The organism is Stenotrophomonas maltophilia (assembly GCF_039555535.1).
GTDB classification, from domain to species: Bacteria; Pseudomonadota; Gammaproteobacteria; order Xanthomonadales; family Xanthomonadaceae; genus Stenotrophomonas; species Stenotrophomonas maltophilia_Q.
Genome location: NZ_CP154630.1, coordinates 4,675,719 through 4,692,171, shown reverse-complemented (window position 1 = coordinate 4,692,171; position 16,453 = coordinate 4,675,719). Strand labels below are relative to the sequence as shown.

Below are 16,453 nucleotides of genomic sequence, written 5' to 3'. Positions count from 1 at the left end.
GGCTCGGCTCTACAGAAGCAACTTACTTGCCTGCTGCTTGGCGGGCGTTGTCACGCAGCGCCATGTCCTTGCCCAGATGATAGCCGCCGTAGAACAGCACGAAGGCGGCGATGAGGCTCCAAAGGATGATCCTGAGGGGGCTTCGTGATGTCGGCTTGCTGTCCTGCATGCATGTTTTCCTGGCGCGGCCCGATACCGCCTGGCCAGCATGCTTGGGGGTAAGCGGGCGCGCAAGCCGGCGATGCGCACGGGCCGCTGCTCTGCGCCGGATTGATCCTGCTCAAGGCGCAGCCTGCACATCCGGTGTGCAATGGTGTTGTTCCCATCTGGCAGATCGCTACGGAGCCCCACCATGTACAAGCGCATCCTGATTGCCACCGACGGGTCCGAGCTGGCCGACAAAGGCCTGGCCAAGGGCCTGGAGCTGGCCAAGGACCTCAATGCCGAGGTCGATATCGTGACCGTTTCCGAGCCGTGGGCCGTCGGCATGTACGACGCCATGGGCTGGAGCGTGGGCTACATGAACAGCCCGGAGTACAAGGCCGACCGCGAGGAAGGCGCGCAGAAGGTCCTTCAGCCCGCGCTGGCCAAGGCGGCCGAGCAGGGCATTACCGCCAACCCGATACACGTGCTGGACCGCTATGCGGCCGATGGCATCATCGAGACGGCGGGCGAGCGCAACAGCGATCTGATCGTGATGACCTCGCATGGCCGTCGCGGCGTGACCCGCGTGCTGCTGGGCAGCCAGACCGCGGAAGTGCTGGCGCGCAGCACGCTGCCGGTGCTGGTCATCCGCTGATCCACACCCACTGATTCAAGCGTTCCCGGGGAGGGGACCCGACGCCGGCCGCAGGATGCGCGCCGGCGTTGTTTTTTGTGGTGGCCGTGCCGTTTGCCATGATGGGGTCAGAGCCCTTTCCTGCGGAAAGGGATCCGGCCCCGGTCACCTCACCAGCTGTACAGCTTCCAGTACACCGGCGAGACGCCGTCCTTGTCGTTGTCGAAACGGCCGTCGCCGTTCTTGTCGTACATGTAGAACGGAGCACCGCGCGACGGGGTCACCTTGACCATGCGCAGCTGGCCGGACACGCGGTATTCCTCGATGACATCGCCGTTGTCCATGGTGCGCTTGGAGACATCGGCGCCCTTGACGTCCACCGGGGGAGCACCTGCGCCACCCATGCTGGCGCAGCCAGCGAGCAGGAGCAGGGAAGCCAGCATCAGGGTCTTCATCGGCGGGGGCCTTTGCCTGGATAGAGCCTTGATTATGCCCCATCGCCGCGCGTGTGCCGTGTCGTCGCGGTGCAGGCACGGGCGCGTAGAATCGACCCATGAGCAGATTAGTCCTGATCGACGGGTCCAGTTACCTGTACCGCGCGTTCCACGCGCTGCCGCCCCTGTCCAATGCACAGGGCGAACCCACCGGCGCCCTGTTCGGCGTGGTCAACATGCTGCGCTCGACGCTGAAGGAGCGCCCGGCCTACGTAGCGTTCGTGGTCGATGCGCCCGGCAAGACCTTCCGTGACGACCTGTACGACCAGTACAAGGCCAACCGCCCACCGATGCCCGATGAGCTGCGCAGCCAGGTCGAGCCGATGTGCCGCATCGTCGAGGCGCTGGGCATCAGCATCCTGCGCATTCCCGGCGTGGAAGCCGACGATGTGATCGGTACGCTGGCCCTGCAGGGCCTGGCGCAGGACCTGAAGGTGACCATTTCCACCGGCGACAAGGACTTTGCCCAGCTGGTGCGCCCGGGCATCGAGCTGGTCAACACCATGACCGGCAGCCGCATGGATTCGGACGCGGCGGTGATGGAGAAGTTCGGCGTGCGCGCCGACCAGATCATCGACCTGCTGGCGCTGATGGGCGACGCGGTCGACAACGTGCCGGGCGTGGAGAAGTGCGGGCCGAAGACCGCCGCCAAGTGGCTGGCCGAGTACCAGCACCTGGACGGCGTGATGGCGGCCGCGCCGACCATGAAGGGCAAGATCGGCGAGAACCTGCGCGCTGCACTGGAACGGCTGCCGCTGAACCGCGAGCTGGTGACCATCCGCACCGACGTGGCGCTGGACGCCAGCCCGACCACGCTGGCCCTGCGCGAGCAGGACGTACCGGAGCTGACCGAGCTGTATACGCGTTACGGCTTCACCCAGGCGCTGAAGGAACTGGGTGCACCGCTGCCGGCACCGGCAGTGGCCAGCGAAGCCACCCCGAGCCTGCGCGGCACCGCCGCCGGCTTCGCCCGTGGCAGCGCCGAGGTGCCAGCCGCTGGCGCGCTGGATCCTGCGCTGTCCGAGCCGGGTGAATACGAGACGGTGTCGACCCCCGGGCAGCTGCAGGCCTGGGTGGAGCGCCTGCAGCAGGCCGAGCTGATCAGCTTCGATACCGAAACCGATGCGCTGGACGCGATGCGCGCGCGCCTGGTCGGCGTCAGCCTGGCGGTCGAGCCGGGCAAGGCCGCCTACATTCCGGTCGGCCACGATTACCCGGGGGCGCCGGCCCAGCTGCCGCTCCAGCAGGTGCTCGATGCCCTGCGCCCGGTGCTGCAGGACCCGGCGAAGAAGAAGCTGGGCCAGCACGGCAAGTACGACCTCCACGTGCTGCGCCGCCATGGCGTGGACGTACAGGGCTACCATGACGACACGATGCTGGAGAGCTTCGTGCTCAATTCCACCGCCACCCGCCACGACATGGATTCGCTGGCCCTGCGCTACCTGGGCTACAGCACCATCAAGTTCGAGGACGTGGCCGGCAAGGGCGCCAAGCAGATTCCGTTCTCGCAGGTGGGCATCGACGAAGCCAGCCGCTACGCCGCCGAGGACGCCGACATCACCCTGCGCCTGCACCACGCGCTGCAGCCGCAGCTGCTGGCCGAGCCAGCGCTGGACAGCGTGTACCGCGACATCGAGATGCCGCTGGTGCCGGTGCTGACCACGATCGAAGCCAACGGCGTGCGCATCGACACCGACGAACTGCGCCGGCAGAGCCAGGACCTGTCCTCGCGCATGCTGGCCGCGCAGCAGAAGGCCACCGAACTGGCTGGGCGCAGCTTCAACCTGGATTCGCCCAAGCAGCTGCAGGCGGTGCTGTTCGATGAGTTGAAGCTGCCGGCGGTGGTGAAGACCCCGAAGGGCCAGCCCAGCACCAATGAAGAGGCACTGGAGGCGATTGCTGACCAGCACGAGCTGCCGCGGGTAATCCTCGACTACCGCGGCCTGGCCAAGCTGCGCAGCACCTACACCGACAAGCTGCCGGAGATGGTCAACCCCGACACTGGCCGCGTGCACACCAGCTACCACCAGTCCGGTGCCGCCACCGGCCGCCTGTCCTCGTCGGACCCCAACCTGCAGAACATCCCGATCCGCACCGAAGATGGCCGCCGCATCCGCCGCGCGTTCATCGCCCCGGAGGGCTTCCAGCTGCTGGCCGCCGACTATTCGCAGATCGAGCTGCGGATCATGGCCCACCTGTCCGAGGACCCGGGCCTGGTGCGTGCCTTCGAGCAGGGCGCCGACGTCCACCGTGCCACCGCCGCCGAGGTGTTCGGGCGTGCGCTGGAAGAGGTGACCCCGAACGAGCGCCGCGCTGCCAAGGCGATCAACTTTGGCCTGATGTACGGCATGAGCGCCTTCGGCCTGGCCCGCAACCTGGGCATCGACCGGGGCCAGGCGCAGGACTACGTGGCGCTGTACTTCAGCCGCTACCCGGGCGTGCGCGACTTCATGGAGCGGATGCGCCAGCAGGCCCGCGACCAGGGCTATGTAGAGACCCTGTTCGGCCGCCGACTGTACCTGAACGACATTCATGCACGTAACCAGGGCCTGCGCGCCGGTGCCGAGCGTGCTGCGATCAACGCGCCGATGCAGGGCACCGCCGCCGATATCATCAAGCGCGCGATGGTGGACGTGGACCAGTGGCTGCGTGACAGCGGTGCACCGGCGCGGATGATCCTGCAGGTACACGATGAACTGGTGTTCGAAACCGAAAGCAGTTTCGTCGAGGAGTTGCGTTTGCAGGTGGTCGAGCGCATGTCGCAAGCGGCCAAACTGCGGGTGCCGCTGGTGGTCGATACCGGCATCGGCAACAACTGGGACGAAGCGCACTGAGGGTGTTTCAGGCCGAAAACGACGTGAATTCGTTCATTCGTCAGAGGTTTCTGACTCGATCATGAATGTTGCCCTGATCGAGGTTCATTAAATTGGGCCCCTTCACGAACCGTTAGTGTTCGGAGTGCTTCTATAACTCTCGACAGGCGCAACGCCTGTTGTGGATCTCTCCCATCCCCTGGAGCAGATCTCGGAACGGGGACTCCTCCCCAAGTGCCCGTTCCCCGGCCCCGTTGACCTCCCCCTGGTCAGCGGGGCTTTTTATTTGTGCCGCCGGAACACTTCGCATGGGGTCAGATCCCTTTGCCCACCGGGCAAAGGGATCTGACCCCAGGTGCTAGGCTGGGCCACTGTCCAGCAGGGGAACCCGCAATGCCCGATCTGTTCGCACTGGCGATGCCGTGGTGGGAATTCATCCTGCGCGCGGTGGTGGTGTATGTCGTGGTGCTGGGCATGGTCCGGCTCAGCGGCAAGCGCCCGCTGGGGCAGATCACCCCGTTCGACGTGCTGCTGGTGGTGCTGCTGGGCAATGCGGTGCAGAACGCGCTGCTGGGCACCGACACCTCGCTGGGCGGCGGCCTGCTGCTGGCGGCGACGCTGATCCTGCTCAACTACGGAGTGGGCTGGGTGAGCACCCGCAGCCGCCGTATCGAGCGCCTGGTCGAGGGCGAACCGGTGGTGATCGCGCGCGATGGGCGCCTGTTCGACGCCGTTCTGCGCCGTGAGCAGGTCACCCGTGCGGATTTCGAGGCCGCCATGCGCCAGCAGGGCTGCCTGGGCGTGGAGGATGTGGAGCTGGCCCTGCTGGAGATCAACGGGCACATCACCATCATCCCCCGGAAGAGCACCTGACGACATAGAGCCGAGCCCCTGCTCGGCTGCGCTGGTTCATCAGTCGAGCGTGGACTCGGCGCTACATCACGCTGCTCAGGGAGTGCAGCGGACGTTGCCCGCAGTCGCCTTGCGCTCGTAGTAGGCGAAGCGGTTGCCGTTGTCGACGCCCACCAGATTGCCGTTCTGCAGCAGCTGCAGAACGAAGTCACTGCCGACATCGCGATGCAGGACGATCTGGCCGTCGCGCAGGCTCGCGCGCAGGCGCACGTCCTCGCCACCGGCTTCCACGATGCCGCCATCGAGGAAGCGCAGCTGCGACAGCACGCTGCGTTCGGCGACAAAGCTGCCGCAGGGCAGGGCGGTGGCGGCGATCGGTTCGAGTGCCGCTGCGGTTGCACCGGCAACAACAGCGAGGTCCTTGGCCGGTCCGCAGGACGGCGCATCCGCGCGCTGTGCGCAGGCCAGCTGCAATGCCTCGCGGGCCTGCTGCAGGCGCCCGCCGCTCCACAGCGACTCGGCCGCCGCTTCACAGAAGGTCTCGCCGTGTTGTTCGCGGCAGAGTGCCGCCAGCTCATCCAGCTGCACCGGCGGCAAGGGCGCATCGACCGAATGCCGCAGGCCCAGCATTGCCTCCCCTGCCATCTGCGAGGCGACCTTCCTGGCTGCCGCCATGCAGCCTTCGGCGTCGAAGGAAGGTGATTCCTCCTTGCAGATCTCAGGCATCGGCGGGTCCGTCACTTTCGGTGCCGCTGCGTTGGCGTGTTCCTGGTAGGTCTCCAGCAACCGCATGCAGGCTGCGCCCACGCCCTCGGCACACCAGGCGTGCAGTTTCACGGGTGCGGCCTCCGGCAGCGCCTCCAGGCACTCGGAGGTGTTCATCACGCAACCGTCTTCGACGGGCTCTGGCATCGCCTTGCAGGCGGCGGCGCGCTCACGGGTGAACTCGCGATAGGGCGTGCTGATCGTGCGGTCGTTGTCCGAGAAGTACCAGTTCTCCAGCTGGCCGGTGGACAGGTTGCCGGTACCGAGCACGTCCTCCTGGCGGGCGATGCGCAGGTTCTCGGTGGCCTGGTAGGGGCCGGACAGGGAGCCGTGGCCTTCACTCTCGAGGGTCAGCGTGGTGTTGCCGCTGCTGTCCTTGTAGGTGCCACAGGCCATCGACTGCGCGGCAGCCGGCAGGCTGGCCGAGACCAGGGCCAGCAACAGCAGGGAACGCCAGCCCGCAGCGCGGGGGCGAAGGAAAACAGCAGCAGACATTGGTTCGTCCTTGAAGGAGGTGGAACAGGGCCTGTCCGGTGCAGGGCGCACCACAGGCAACGGAGGCGCCACGGTCATCCGTGGCACCGGAACTTCAGAGCCAGTCGCGCGGCACCAGGTAGTCGGCCAGGCGCGCCTCGGCGCTGCCCGCTTCCGGGGTGAAGCCGTATTCCCAGCGCACCCGCGGCGGCAGGCTCATCAGGATGCTCTCGCTGCGGCCACCGCTCTGCAGGCCGAACAGCGTGCCGCGGTCGTACACCAGGTTGAACTCCACATAGCGGCCGCGGCGGTACAGCTGGAACTCGCGCTCGCGCTCGCCATGGGCGGTGTCCTTGCGCTGCTGCACGATCGGCAGGTAGGCATCGAGGAAGCCATCACCGACCGCCCGCAGGTAATCGAAATCGCGTTCGAAGTCGCCGTGCAGGTCGTCGAAGAACAGCCCGCCGACGCCACGTGTTTCATTGCGGTGGCGCAGGAAGAAGTACTCATCACACCAGCGCTTGTGCGCGGCATAGCGTTCGTCGCCGAACGGCGCGCACAGATCGCGTGCGACCCGGTGCCAGTGCTGCACGTCCTCGTCGAACGGATAGAACGGGGTCAGGTCGAAGCCGCCGCCGAACCAGCTGGCCACCACTTCACCGTCGCGCTGCGCCTGGAAGAAGCGCACGTTGGCATGGGTGGTCGGCACGTAGGGGTTGAGCGGGTGGAACACCAGCGACACGCCGGTGGCGCGCCAGGAGGCGCCGGCCAGTTCCGGGCGGTTGGCCGAGGCCGACGGCGGCAGGCGGCTGCCGGACACATCGGAAAAGCCGATACCGGCCTGCTCGAACACCACGCCGTCGCGCAGCACACGGGTGCGCCCACCACCGCCCTCGGCACGCTGCCACAGGTCTTCCTGGAAGCGGGCCTGGCCATCGGCGGCCTCTATCGCCGCACAGATGCGGTCCTGCAGGTCGGTGAGGTAGGCGCGCACGCGCTCGAATTCGTTCATGGCGCGTACTTTACCGCAACGGCCACGCACCGCCGGAAGGCCCCGTCCCTTGGAGACGTGGCCATCAGCCCCTCCTACTCGGTCGCCCTGAAGTAGTCGAATCCAACGTGCTGCCCGATGCCGAGCAGATCTCCGTTGAGCAGCGGCTGGAGGATCAGCTCTCCAACCCTTGCATGCTTGAGATGGATGCGGTCATTTTCCAGCCGGGCCTGCAGTTGGCCGAACGGCGCGGAGACACTGCCGTCTTCAGTGAAGGTCAGGGAGCTTATGATGCCGCCCGAAGAGACGAACGTTCCTTGCGGAAGCTCCACGCCCTTGGCTGGCTGCAGGTCCGGGCCCAGTCCCCGAAGTGGTTCCAGCAATGCGCAGTCGAGGCTCCGACCACCGGTGCATGCCAGTTCCAGGGCCTCCGTTGCCCGTCCAAGGTCGCCTGCCGAAGCATGCAGATCGGCAACTTTGTGGCAGAACGCACCATCAGGCGTCTTCGTGCAGAAGTCATGCAACGTTTCCCTGTGATCCTTGGGAAGGGTGGCGGTGGCCACAGTGGCTGCATGCAGCCCCAAAGAAGCGGCGACAATCGCGTTCCTGAATGAACTCAACAGCTCGGGTTCTTCCTCGAGCTGAGCCAGACACGCTGGCCCCGAGGTAGTGCTGTCGGGATCCAGGCACTCGGCGGGCAGCGGCATCGCGGCCAGCTGCCTCTCCAGCGTCGCCCGCATTCTGGTGGCCAGTTCCCCCGGCGGAGCAATGGTGCCGGTATCGATCAGATGCTCGATGTACTTCTCCGGCAATGCCATGCACATGTAGGGCACGCCTTCCGCACATGCATTCTCAAGAGCGGTGGTTTCCATGGAATGCCGCATGTCCACGCATTGCTTGGGATCTGCGAGACAGCTGTCTGCGGGATGCCTGAGTGCGGCCGAGCACTGCGACGGTTCGATCAGCGAGTAGTGCGTTCCATCGTCGTGAAGAGCCTGTCCGCTCTGATCTGCACCCACGGAGCGGGCATAGCCGGTGCTGAGGTTGATGATGATCATGTCGTCCCCGGATTGTTGCAGCGCGAATCGGGAATGACTTCCATCGTGGGAGATTGCATGTCCTCTATCCGGTGCCTCGACAACAAGCTTCGAGCTTCCGTACTCGTCACTGAAGACGCCACACGCGACCCCGGTTGCCAAGGTTGGGAAGGAAAGGAACAGCAGAAGGGCACCGGTCACGGGCGACCAGGCAAGCAAGCGCGGAGCATCTAGCGGCATTTCGCCTTCCCAGCATGAGTGGAGATACTGGAGCCCGCATTGGGCGATGACCTGGGCATGCCGGCCAGTTCCAGTGAAATCCATGATAGGGAGCCGCTCGGACGCAGCAGTGATTTCCGTCGGAAACCCTTGCACGCTGGTGGGAACAACCCGCCCGAGGTGTGTCGATCACGACAATCAGGGCCCGCCCGAAGCTGCGGACAGGCCCTGGCCGGCTCAGCGCTTGCGGTTGGAGTTGCGCGGTGCCGGAGTGTCGTCCACCGCCGTCTCGTCAACCGACTTCTGCAGGGCGCCGCCCAGCGTGATCAGCTCCCAGTTCTGCGTTCCGAGTACGTCGCAGGCCACATGCAGGCCGCTGCGGTCGGCCTTGCACAGCTGTTCCAGGATGCGACGCGCGTCCACGTCCGCACCATTGCCCTGTGCGGTGACCAGATTCTCGCAACCCTCGCGGACACCGGCGCGGCAGACCGTGGTGTAGTGCTCTGCGGCCTGCAGCCAGTGCCCGGACAGCGCAAGACGGTTGCCGAGAATGTTGCAGCCCTGCAGCTTGCCCTGCGCACAGCAGGCTTCGGCACCGTCCTCGTTGGCCAGCGCCAGCGGGCAATCCTGCGGCAGTGGCAGCACCGTGTACCGCTTCGGTGCGCTGCAGCGGGTCGGACCCTCCCCGGTGGGGGTGAACACCTGGAAGCGGGTCCAACTGTCCATGCCCAGCAACTGGCCGCCTGGCAGCGGGCGCAGCACGAAGTCGCCATCCCTGTCGTGGCGGATGCGGATGTCGCCCGCTTCGACGCGCGCGCGAAGATGGCTGCTCCAGCCAACGCCGACCAGGCCGTTGTCACCGAAGTCCAGCGTGTCCATCAGGCCGCCGTCGGCCCGGTAGTTGCCACAGGGCAGGGCCGTTGCCGGCTGCGGTTGCAACGATGCACCCACCGCCTGCAGCGCAGGCAGGCGTTCGCAGCTGGCGGTGTCGTTGCCGGGTGTGCAGGCCGCAGCCAGGGCCTGCACCGCCTGCAAGTGGTCTCCTGCCTCCCAGGACAGTTCAGCCACGCGGGTGCAGAAGCCGCCATGGGATACCTCGCGGCACAGCTGCAACAACTGCTGGCGCCGCTCGGCCGGAATGATCACCGGCGCGGTCGGCGCTGTCATCGTCACCACGGCTTCGGTCATGGCTGCCGTCATCGCCGCCTTGACCAGCTGCTCCTGCACTGCGGGGGCGGCCTCGAGTGCGGCGGCACACGCCGGGGTTCCCTGTTCGAAGCCACCGTCGTCACAGGCGGCGGGGAGCTTGATGCCGGACAAGGCGGCGTCAAGCGCCGCCTTTGCCAGAGCGGGATCGGCCTCGACCGTAGGCATGGCCTCCTCGTGCCAACGATCAGCCAGTTGCAGGCACATGCCGGGCACGCCCTCCCGGCACGCCGCTTCCAGAGCGGCCGGGTCCGCTTCGCGACGGTTGTCCAGGCACGCCGCCGCATCGGCCAGGCAGCTGCCTTCAGCCGGCGCGGCGGTTGCGGCGCACTGTGCGGAGGCCTGCAGGATGTAGACCGTGCCATCGACCTCGACCGTCCGGCCACGATCGCGCACCTGCAGCGCGCTGGGCAGGCCGTATTCCAGGTTCACCAGCTGCAGCTTGCCGTCGATCTGCTGGAAGGCGACCGGCGTCGGTGCACTGCCGAAATGCTTCTGCTCGCCGCGGTTCGGCGAGCTGATGCGCAACGTACCGCTGCCTTCATCGGCCTTGAACAGGCCGCATTGCGGTGACTGTGCGGCGGCCATCGGCGTGGCCAGCAGCAGCGCCCAGGCCAGCCATCGGCGGCGCGGTGCGGGTGAATGCATGTCGTCTCCTTGACGATCGAACGGGAAGCTCCAGGCGCTACGGCGAACCGCGGCCCTCGCGCGGGGGTGTGCATTGTGCCGTGCCGGGCACCGGCTGGTAACGCTGATATCCCGTCTGCGCATCCATGCCGAGCAGGTCGCCATTGCCGAGCTGGCGCAGGACAAGGGGTTCACCGTTCTGCTGCAGGTGGATGGCGCCATCATGCAAGCGGCCACGCGTGCCATCGCCGAAGTCGAGCATGTCGATCACGCCTCCATCGGCCTGATAGCGACCGCAGGGCACCTGCTGGGCCGGCACCAGGCGCAGCTCGGCGCGGAGATCGCGCAGCGGTGCGACACGTTCGCAGGCGCTGACGCGCCCAGCATCGCAGACCACCTGCAGGGCCTGCACCGCCAACGCAGGCTCCAGTGCGTTCAACTGCTGTTCGGCCGCTTCCACGCAGAAGCGGCCACCACGGTGCTGCAGGCACAGCTGCTGCAGACGTTCGCGTGCAGTGGCCGGCAGCGGCGGATCCAGCGTGTCTTCGTCTTCCCTTTGCAGGCGTTCGCTTACCCGCTGCATGGCGGCAGCCAGCGCATCGTGGGTCAGCGCCTCGCAGGCCTGCGGGTCATGTCCGGGTGTGTGTTCGCGGCAGACGGGCGGGCGTTCAAAGCGCGCGGGGCCGGTGTCATCGTTTCCGGCCGCAGTTACGCCATCGCGCAGTTGTCGCAACAGCGCCGAGCAGCCCGCGCCAACGCCTTCGCTGCAGGCGCGCTGGGCCTGGCCCGGTGAAGCGGTGGGCAGCTGCGCGATGCAGTGGCTGCCAGCGGCACGGCAGCTGCCGGCAATCGCCCTGGGCTCGGCGGCGCAGGTGCGGGGCTGGCGCAGGGTGTAGACCAACGGCACATCGTCTTTGATGCGTTGCCCGTCTGCACTGATCCGGATCGGCTCTGCCACGCCATCGTCGAGCATGACCAGGCGCGTCTGCGCCGCACTGCGATCAACCCACAGCGGCTGCGGCTCGCTGACGTCGTTGTGGCGGTAGCCGGTGCTGGGGGTGGTGAACACCAGCGCCATGCCGCCATCGGCACTGCGGTACTCGCCGCAGTGCAACGCGTCGGCGGCTACAGGCAGTGCGGCGAACATCAGTAGTGCAGGGAGAAGAGCCAGCAAGCGCATGCGACGGTCCTTGTCGTGCGGGAAAGGGATGGGGCTCAGTGGAAACGCGAGCGGATATCCTGCCGCAGCAGGCGCCAGGCCAGCCAGCCCTGCAGGCCGAGGAACAGGACCGACGTGCCGAGCAGGGTCAAGGTCATCATCCAGCGCCGCGGCTGCAGCGATTGCTGCATGTCCGGATCGTCGGCAAGCAGCACGATCATGTCGCGCATGAACACGTCCAGCCACCAGGTGATCGCGAAATTGGCCAGCGCGCTCAACAGCAGCATCACCACGAAGCTCCACAGGCCCCAGCGGCGCTCCCGCAGCAGGCCCCGGCTGGCCACGGCCGAGAGCAGGCAGAGCAGTGCGGCGATCATCGAGGCACCCACAGGGTGTGCCAGCAGCCAGGTCAGGCTGTGCATCTGCCGATGCTGTACTTCACCGGCCAGCAGTTGCCAGAGTGGAACGTCGTGCAGTGGCCATACCAGCAGCCCCTGCAGTACGAAGTAGCCGGTCAGCAGTGCGGACAGCCAGAAGGAGGCCTGGACCAGCGGCCGAATCCACGCGTGGTAGGGCGAAGGCTGCAACGAGGGGGGTGGAAGCGGCACTGACATCCGGTGTCCCTGCAATCGGTGCCCACGCGGTCAGCGGGCCGTCACCCGGGTGGCGACGGCCGGCAGGATATGGTGTTCGCTCAGCGGTGCCAAGGGCAGGCCATGCGGCGGCTGCAGCGGCACCCAGGCCAGTTCGGCGATCTCGGCGCGCGCCCGTGGCGTGCCGTCCACCTGTACCCACCACGCCTGTGCCTGCACGCGGTGGCCGGGCTCATTCACCGCCCAGTCCTCGAACGTGCCCAGCGCGATGGCAGCCCCGGCGCGCAGCTGCACACCGAGTTCCTCGTCCAGTTCGCGGGCCAGTGCCTGCAGTGGCGTCTCGCCGGGGTCGGGCTTGCCACCGGGCTGGATGAAGCGATTGGCGCCGTGCTTGCGCACCACCAGCGCCTGGCCGCGGTCATCCAGGATGACCGCAGCCACGATGCGGATCGTGGCTGCGGCGTTGCTCACTTCAGGTTCTGCTCGAACAGCTTGAGGATGCGCTTGTACTGGTCCAGCCAGGAATCGGCGCGGACGTAGCCGTGGCGCTCCAGCGGGTACGGTGCGATCGACCAGTTGTCCTTGTGCAGTTCGATCAGGCGCTGGGTCAGGTTCACAGAGTCCTGGAAGAACACGTTGTCATCCATCATGCCGTGGGCGATCAGCAGGTTGTCCTGCAGGTTCTGCGCGTACTCGATCGGCGAGGACACGCGGTACGCCTCCGGATCGATGTCCGGGGTGTTGAGGATGTTGCTGGTGTAGCCGTGGTTGTATTGGTGCCAGTCGACCACCGGGCGCAGCGCGGCGCCGGCCTTGAAGGTGCCCGGCGAGCGGAACAGCGCCATGAAGGTCATGAAGCCGCCGTAGGAACCGCCGTAGATGCCGGCGTGGTCGCGGTCACCCTGCTGGGTGTCGACCAGCCAGTCCAGGCCGTCCTTGTAGTCTTCCAGTTCCGGGTGGCCCATGTTGCGGTAGATCGCCGTGCGCCAGTCGCGGCCGTAGCCCTCGCTGCCGCGGTAATCCATGTCCAGCACGATGTAGCCCTTCTGCACCAGCAGGTTGTGGAACATCTGCTCGCGGAAGTAGGCCGGGTAGCGCTGGTGCACGTTCTGCAGGTAGCCGGCGCCGTGCACGAACATCACGATCGGGTACTTCTTCCCCGGTTCCTTGTTTTCCGGTTCGTAGTACTTGGCCCAGACCACGCCGGCACCGTGCTTGGACGGCACCGCCACCAGCTTCGGCTGGATCCACTGGCGTGCCTTGTAGTCGGCGGTGCGGGTGTCGGTCAGAACACGGGCCTGGCCACCGGCGCTGGGCAGCACGGCCAGCTGCGGCGGCAGGTAGGCACCGGAGTAGCGCACCAGCAGCTGCTGGCCGTCCGGCGACAGCGAGAAGTCTTCCACGCCATTGAGGCTGGTCAGCTCGCGCACCTGGCGGGTGCCGGTATCGACCGCGCAGACTTCGTAGTCATGCGGGGCCTGCTGGTTGCACAGGAAGTAGAAGCCCTTGCCATCGGCCGACGGCACCGGCGCCGAGGTTTCCCACTTGCCGCTGGTCAGCGCCTGCGGCTTGGCGGTACCGGCCTGGGTGTACAGGTGCGAGAAGCCGGATTCCTCGGACAGCAGCCACAGCGTGCGGCCATCGGCCATCCAGCCGAAATCGTTGAAGCCCCAGTTGATCCAGGCGTTGTCGGTCAGGCGGTGGCGGTTCTGCACGCGGCCGTCGGAGGCGTTGACGCTGATGATCCAGCGGTCCTTGTTGTCGTTGGCACGCAGCATCACCGCGGCCTGCTGGCCGTCGGCGCTCCAGCGGATGCCGCTGCCCATGAAGTCACTCATCACCTGCACGCTGCGCTCGCCCTTCAGCGCGTCCTTGCCGGCCTTGCGGCGCAGTTCGGCCAGCGGGTCGGTGCTGATGCCCGGCAGGCCGGCCAGCGAGACCTTCTCGGCCTTGCCGGTGCGCACGTCCACGTACCACAGGGTGTGCGGTTCGAAGCCGTTGCGGCCGACGCGGGTGCGCGTGTCCTCGGTTTCCTCGTAGCCCGACTCGGTCACATACAGCGGCATCTTGCCGCCGCGGCCGTCATCGAAGTCCTTAGGCTTGGTCACCACGATCAGGTGGGTCAGGTCGGGCGACAGCACGCTGTCACCGATCTCCACGTCGGCGCCCAGGTACACCGGGCCCGGTGCGCGGGTCGGGTCGGCCTGGCGCCAGCGCTGGTCCTGGTCCTTCAGGGCTTCGCGCTGGTCACGGTCGCGGCGCAGGGTCTCCAGCGTGCGCAGCTGCTGGTCGCGCAGCACGTCGGCCTTCGGCGGCGTGCGGGGATCCTTCTCGGCCTTCAGGCTGGCCACCTGCTGCACGCCGCTGGCGGCGGTCCAGTGGAACCAGTTCTGGCCGACCCGCCAGATCACGCCGTTGTCGGCGGCGAAGTTCACGTTGCCCGCGCGCTCGTTGCTGCGGGTCAGCTGGGTCAGCGCGCCGCTGCGCAGGTCGCGCACGAACACGTCGCCATTGCGCACGAAGGCGCTGCGGCTGCGGCTGCGGTCGTAGACCGGCTCGGCCACGTCCAAGGTGCCGCGCTGGTCATCGGCCACCTGCGCGGCCACGCCACCGGCCAGCGGCTGGCGGAAGGTATCGCGCACCGGGCTGCCGTTGCGCTTGAGCTGGTATTCCACCTGCTGGCTGTTCCACGACCACCAGGCCTTCTCGACCGGCGGACCGATCCAGTCCGGGTCGGCCATGGCCTGTTCGATGGTGATCGGCGTCGGCGCGGCATGCGCAGCCGGTGCGGCCAGCACGGCCGACAGCAGGAGGGACAGGGGCAGCACTCGGGACATGGGCGGACGGCACCAGAAGAGGAAACCGGGCAAGCGTAGCAGCCGCAAGGGCCCGGGGCAGGGGCCACAGGTCATGGCAGCGGAATCGGCAAAATCCTGCAACCGGTGGCCGTGGTCGCGCATCCATTCTCCTGAACCCGCATCATCCACCGAACAGGAGCCCGACCATGCAGGAACTGATTCCGATCACCCTCTTCATCTGCATCGCCTACGCGATCCACGCCATTGCCGATGCCCGCGCGCGCAGCAAGCTGGTGGCCCCGCACGTGCCGGAGGAAGTGATCCGCTCATTGGCCGTGCTGGAAGAAGAACGCCGCCGCCAGGGCGCGCTGCGCTGGGGCATCAGCCTGGTCAGCCTGGCCGTGGCAATGGGCCTGCTGGAGGCGATCGGTGCACGCGAACTGACCTTCGGCGCCGCCGCCGCGATGGTCGGCAGTGCCGGCCTCGGCCAGCTGCTGGCCTGGCACTTCACCCGCCCCGCCACGCGCAAGGGCTGAGGCAGGCATGCCACGGGCACAGGGGACGCCCCGCGCATGAGTCTGCTGGGTGGAGCACTGGCTGCATTGCGGGGGCGTCGCCGCGACGTCGCCCCCGGGCCCATACCCGACGCGGATGACGACCGCGCCCTGGTCCGCGCCATCATCGATGGTTCGCAACCGGCGTTCGCGCAGCTGGTGCAGGCGTATCAGCGTACCTGCGCGCACGTGATCGGTCGCATGGTCGGCGACCGCGACCAGGTGGCCGACCTGCTGCAGGAAACCTTCCTGGCGGTGTTCCGTCAGTTGCACCGGTTCCGATTTGAATCTTCGTTGCGTACCTGGGTTTCGCGGGTGGCCTACACCACCGCGTTGCAGCACCTGCGACGGCGACGCCTGGAAGCGCAATGGATGGTAGCGGTGGAGGTGCCGGAAGAACTTGGCATCGGTGATGAAGGCCCGGGCCCGGCGGAACTGAGTGAGGTATTGCAGGCCGGGCGCCAGCTGGGCGCAGCACTGGAACGGCTGAGTGCGCCGCAGCGGCTGATCGTCGGGCTTCATTATCTGGAAGATTTCGATCTGGCCGAGATCGAACAGGTGACCGGGCTGGCACGCGGTACCATCAAGAGCCACCTGTTCCGCGCACGCCAGGTCCTGAAACAGGAACTGACGCGGCACGCCACCGCCGGAGAACTGCTGTGAACCCACCGACCGATCCCCGCGATGCGGAAGCGCGCGCGCTGGCACAGGCGTTGCGTGAGCCAGCGCAGCAGGAAGACGTGCCGGATGTGAGCGAGGCGCTGCAGAAGCGCATTGCCGCCGAGTCGCGCGACAGCGGTGTGGGCTATGTGGTGGTGCAGGTGCTGTTGTTTGGCGCACTGCTGGCTGCAGCGGCCTGGTATTTCTGGCACTGAGGCGCCTGCCGGGCGATGGGTCGCTCCAATCGCGGTGGTTGGATGCCGACCGTAGTCGGTGCCTGGGTGCGTGTGCCAACCAAGGTTGGCAGCTACCGGAGCGGACAATCGGTAGCGCTGGGCCGTGTCCGGCGGCCTTCACGCCGCCCTGCGACAAAGTGAAGCAGCGCGTCACCCGGTCGCATCCCACCTTGACGAAATCCTCCTAAAGTGGTCCG

Annotated in this window: 16 protein-coding genes; 6 read left to right on the top strand and 10 right to left on the bottom strand. The window is 67.1% G+C overall.

All coding sequences use genetic code 11. The features are described from left to right. Positions 1-22: 22 nt before the first annotated feature. The gene (locus AASM09_RS21595; protein WP_180849133.1) at positions 23-169 is read right to left on the bottom strand and encodes a hypothetical protein; all 147 of its coding nucleotides are present in this window, start codon (positions 167-169) and stop codon (positions 23-25) included. A gap of 183 nt (positions 170-352) precedes the next feature. On the opposite strand from AASM09_RS21595, the gene AASM09_RS21590 reads away from it, so the two are divergent. After that, positions 353-799 carry a universal stress protein gene (locus AASM09_RS21590; protein WP_049427255.1) on the top strand — a complete coding sequence of 149 codons (447 nt, stop codon included), beginning with the start codon at positions 353-355 and terminating at the stop codon, positions 797-799. 149 nt (positions 800-948) lie between these two features. Here the strand turns inward: AASM09_RS21590 and AASM09_RS21585 are convergent, their stop codons facing one another. Then, positions 949-1,233, bottom strand: a complete 285-nt coding sequence (locus AASM09_RS21585) for a DUF2782 domain-containing protein (protein ID WP_005411628.1) — start codon at positions 1,231-1,233, stop codon at positions 949-951. Between the two features lie 98 nt (positions 1,234-1,331). Between AASM09_RS21585 and polA the strand changes: the two genes are divergently transcribed. Together polA and AASM09_RS21575 are read left to right on the top strand one after the other, a co-directional pair. After that, positions 1,332-4,106, top strand: a complete 2,775-nt coding sequence (polA, locus tag AASM09_RS21580; protein ID WP_049427257.1) for a DNA polymerase I — start codon at positions 1,332-1,334, stop codon at positions 4,104-4,106. Between the two features lie 372 nt (positions 4,107-4,478). Continuing rightward, positions 4,479-4,958 (top strand): DUF421 domain-containing protein, encoded by a 480-nt coding sequence (locus tag AASM09_RS21575; RefSeq protein WP_032129193.1) that lies wholly within the window; start codon positions 4,479-4,481, stop codon positions 4,956-4,958. 75 nt (positions 4,959-5,033) lie between these two features. Here AASM09_RS21575 and AASM09_RS21570 read toward each other — a convergent pair whose 3' ends face one another. The 8 genes from AASM09_RS21570 to AASM09_RS21535 all read right to left on the bottom strand — a co-directional run bounded on the left by AASM09_RS21570 (position 5,034) and on the right by AASM09_RS21535 (position 14,845). Continuing rightward, complete coding sequence (locus AASM09_RS21570; RefSeq protein ID WP_049427258.1) at positions 5,034-6,197, bottom strand: hypothetical protein; 1,164 nt, start codon at positions 6,195-6,197, stop codon at positions 5,034-5,036. Positions 6,198-6,291: 94 nt separating this feature from the next. Further along, positions 6,292-7,188, bottom strand: coding sequence for an oxygen-dependent coproporphyrinogen oxidase (gene hemF / locus AASM09_RS21565; RefSeq protein ID WP_100443723.1), 897 nt, complete (start codon positions 7,186-7,188; stop codon positions 6,292-6,294). A gap of 74 nt (positions 7,189-7,262) precedes the next feature. Continuing rightward, positions 7,263-8,225 carry a hypothetical protein gene (locus AASM09_RS21560; RefSeq protein WP_152906608.1) on the bottom strand — a complete coding sequence of 321 codons (963 nt, stop codon included), beginning with the start codon at positions 8,223-8,225 and terminating at the stop codon, positions 7,263-7,265. A 435-nt stretch (positions 8,226-8,660) separates the two neighbouring features. Further along, complete coding sequence (locus tag AASM09_RS21555; RefSeq protein ID WP_049431637.1) at positions 8,661-10,277, bottom strand: hypothetical protein; 1,617 nt, start codon at positions 10,275-10,277, stop codon at positions 8,661-8,663. Positions 10,278-10,314: 37 nt separating this feature from the next. Further along, positions 10,315-11,436 (bottom strand): hypothetical protein, encoded by a 1,122-nt coding sequence (locus tag AASM09_RS21550; RefSeq protein WP_100443722.1) that lies wholly within the window; start codon positions 11,434-11,436, stop codon positions 10,315-10,317. Between the two features lie 35 nt (positions 11,437-11,471). Then, positions 11,472-12,029, bottom strand: coding sequence for a hypothetical protein (locus AASM09_RS21545; RefSeq protein WP_049431640.1), 558 nt, complete (start codon positions 12,027-12,029; stop codon positions 11,472-11,474). Between the two features lie 30 nt (positions 12,030-12,059). After that, complete coding sequence (locus tag AASM09_RS21540) at positions 12,060-12,479, bottom strand: NUDIX hydrolase (protein ID WP_049431645.1); 420 nt, start codon at positions 12,477-12,479, stop codon at positions 12,060-12,062. Further along, positions 12,476-14,845 carry a S9 family peptidase gene (locus AASM09_RS21535; protein ID WP_343368649.1) on the bottom strand — a complete coding sequence of 790 codons (2,370 nt, stop codon included), beginning with the start codon at positions 14,843-14,845 and terminating at the stop codon, positions 12,476-12,478. The genes AASM09_RS21540 and AASM09_RS21535 overlap by 4 nt, the downstream gene beginning before the upstream one ends. A 167-nt stretch (positions 14,846-15,012) precedes the next feature. Between AASM09_RS21535 and AASM09_RS21530 the strand changes: the two genes are divergently transcribed. From AASM09_RS21530 to AASM09_RS21520, 3 genes are read left to right on the top strand one after another with little or no spacing between them, the layout of a single operon-like run. Then, a complete protein-coding gene (locus tag AASM09_RS21530; RefSeq protein WP_049431652.1) occupies positions 15,013-15,342 on the top strand; it encodes a hypothetical protein in 330 nt (109 codons plus the stop codon). A gap of 36 nt (positions 15,343-15,378) precedes the next feature. Continuing rightward, on the top strand, positions 15,379-16,023 hold the full coding sequence (locus AASM09_RS21525; protein ID WP_049431655.1) for an RNA polymerase sigma factor: 645 nt from the start codon (positions 15,379-15,381) through the stop codon (positions 16,021-16,023). Then, positions 16,020-16,235 (top strand): hypothetical protein, encoded by a 216-nt coding sequence (locus tag AASM09_RS21520; protein WP_049431658.1) that lies wholly within the window; start codon positions 16,020-16,022, stop codon positions 16,233-16,235. The genes AASM09_RS21525 and AASM09_RS21520 overlap by 4 nt, the downstream gene beginning before the upstream one ends. The last annotated feature ends 218 nt before the right edge of the window (positions 16,236-16,453 follow it).

Excerpts from the sequence above, each read along its gene's own strand:
- AASM09_RS21595 (WP_180849133.1), bottom strand. The coding sequence starts at position 169 with ATGCAGGACAGCAAGCCGACATCACGAAGCCCCCTCAGGATCATCCTT.
- AASM09_RS21590 (WP_049427255.1), top strand. The coding sequence starts at position 353 with ATGTACAAGCGCATCCTGATTGCCACCGACGGGTCCGAGCTGGCCGAC.
- AASM09_RS21585 (WP_005411628.1), bottom strand. The coding sequence starts at position 1,233 with ATGAAGACCCTGATGCTGGCTTCCCTGCTCCTGCTCGCTGGCTGCGCC.
- polA (WP_049427257.1), top strand. The coding sequence starts at position 1,332 with ATGAGCAGATTAGTCCTGATCGACGGGTCCAGTTACCTGTACCGCGCG.
- AASM09_RS21575 (WP_032129193.1), top strand. The coding sequence starts at position 4,479 with ATGCCCGATCTGTTCGCACTGGCGATGCCGTGGTGGGAATTCATCCTG.
- AASM09_RS21570 (WP_049427258.1), bottom strand. The coding sequence starts at position 6,197 with ATGTCTGCTGCTGTTTTCCTTCGCCCCCGCGCTGCGGGCTGGCGTTCC.
- hemF (WP_100443723.1), bottom strand. The coding sequence starts at position 7,188 with ATGAACGAATTCGAGCGCGTGCGCGCCTACCTCACCGACCTGCAGGAC.
- AASM09_RS21560 (WP_152906608.1), bottom strand. The coding sequence starts at position 8,225 with ATGATCATCATCAACCTCAGCACCGGCTATGCCCGCTCCGTGGGTGCA.
- AASM09_RS21555 (WP_049431637.1), bottom strand. The coding sequence starts at position 10,277 with ATGCATTCACCCGCACCGCGCCGCCGATGGCTGGCCTGGGCGCTGCTG.
- AASM09_RS21550 (WP_100443722.1), bottom strand. The coding sequence starts at position 11,436 with ATGCGCTTGCTGGCTCTTCTCCCTGCACTACTGATGTTCGCCGCACTG.
- AASM09_RS21545 (WP_049431640.1), bottom strand. The coding sequence starts at position 12,029 with ATGTCAGTGCCGCTTCCACCCCCCTCGTTGCAGCCTTCGCCCTACCAC.
- AASM09_RS21535 (WP_343368649.1), bottom strand. The coding sequence starts at position 14,845 with ATGTCCCGAGTGCTGCCCCTGTCCCTCCTGCTGTCGGCCGTGCTGGCC.
- AASM09_RS21530 (WP_049431652.1), top strand. The coding sequence starts at position 15,013 with ATGCAGGAACTGATTCCGATCACCCTCTTCATCTGCATCGCCTACGCG.
- AASM09_RS21525 (WP_049431655.1), top strand. The coding sequence starts at position 15,379 with ATGAGTCTGCTGGGTGGAGCACTGGCTGCATTGCGGGGGCGTCGCCGC.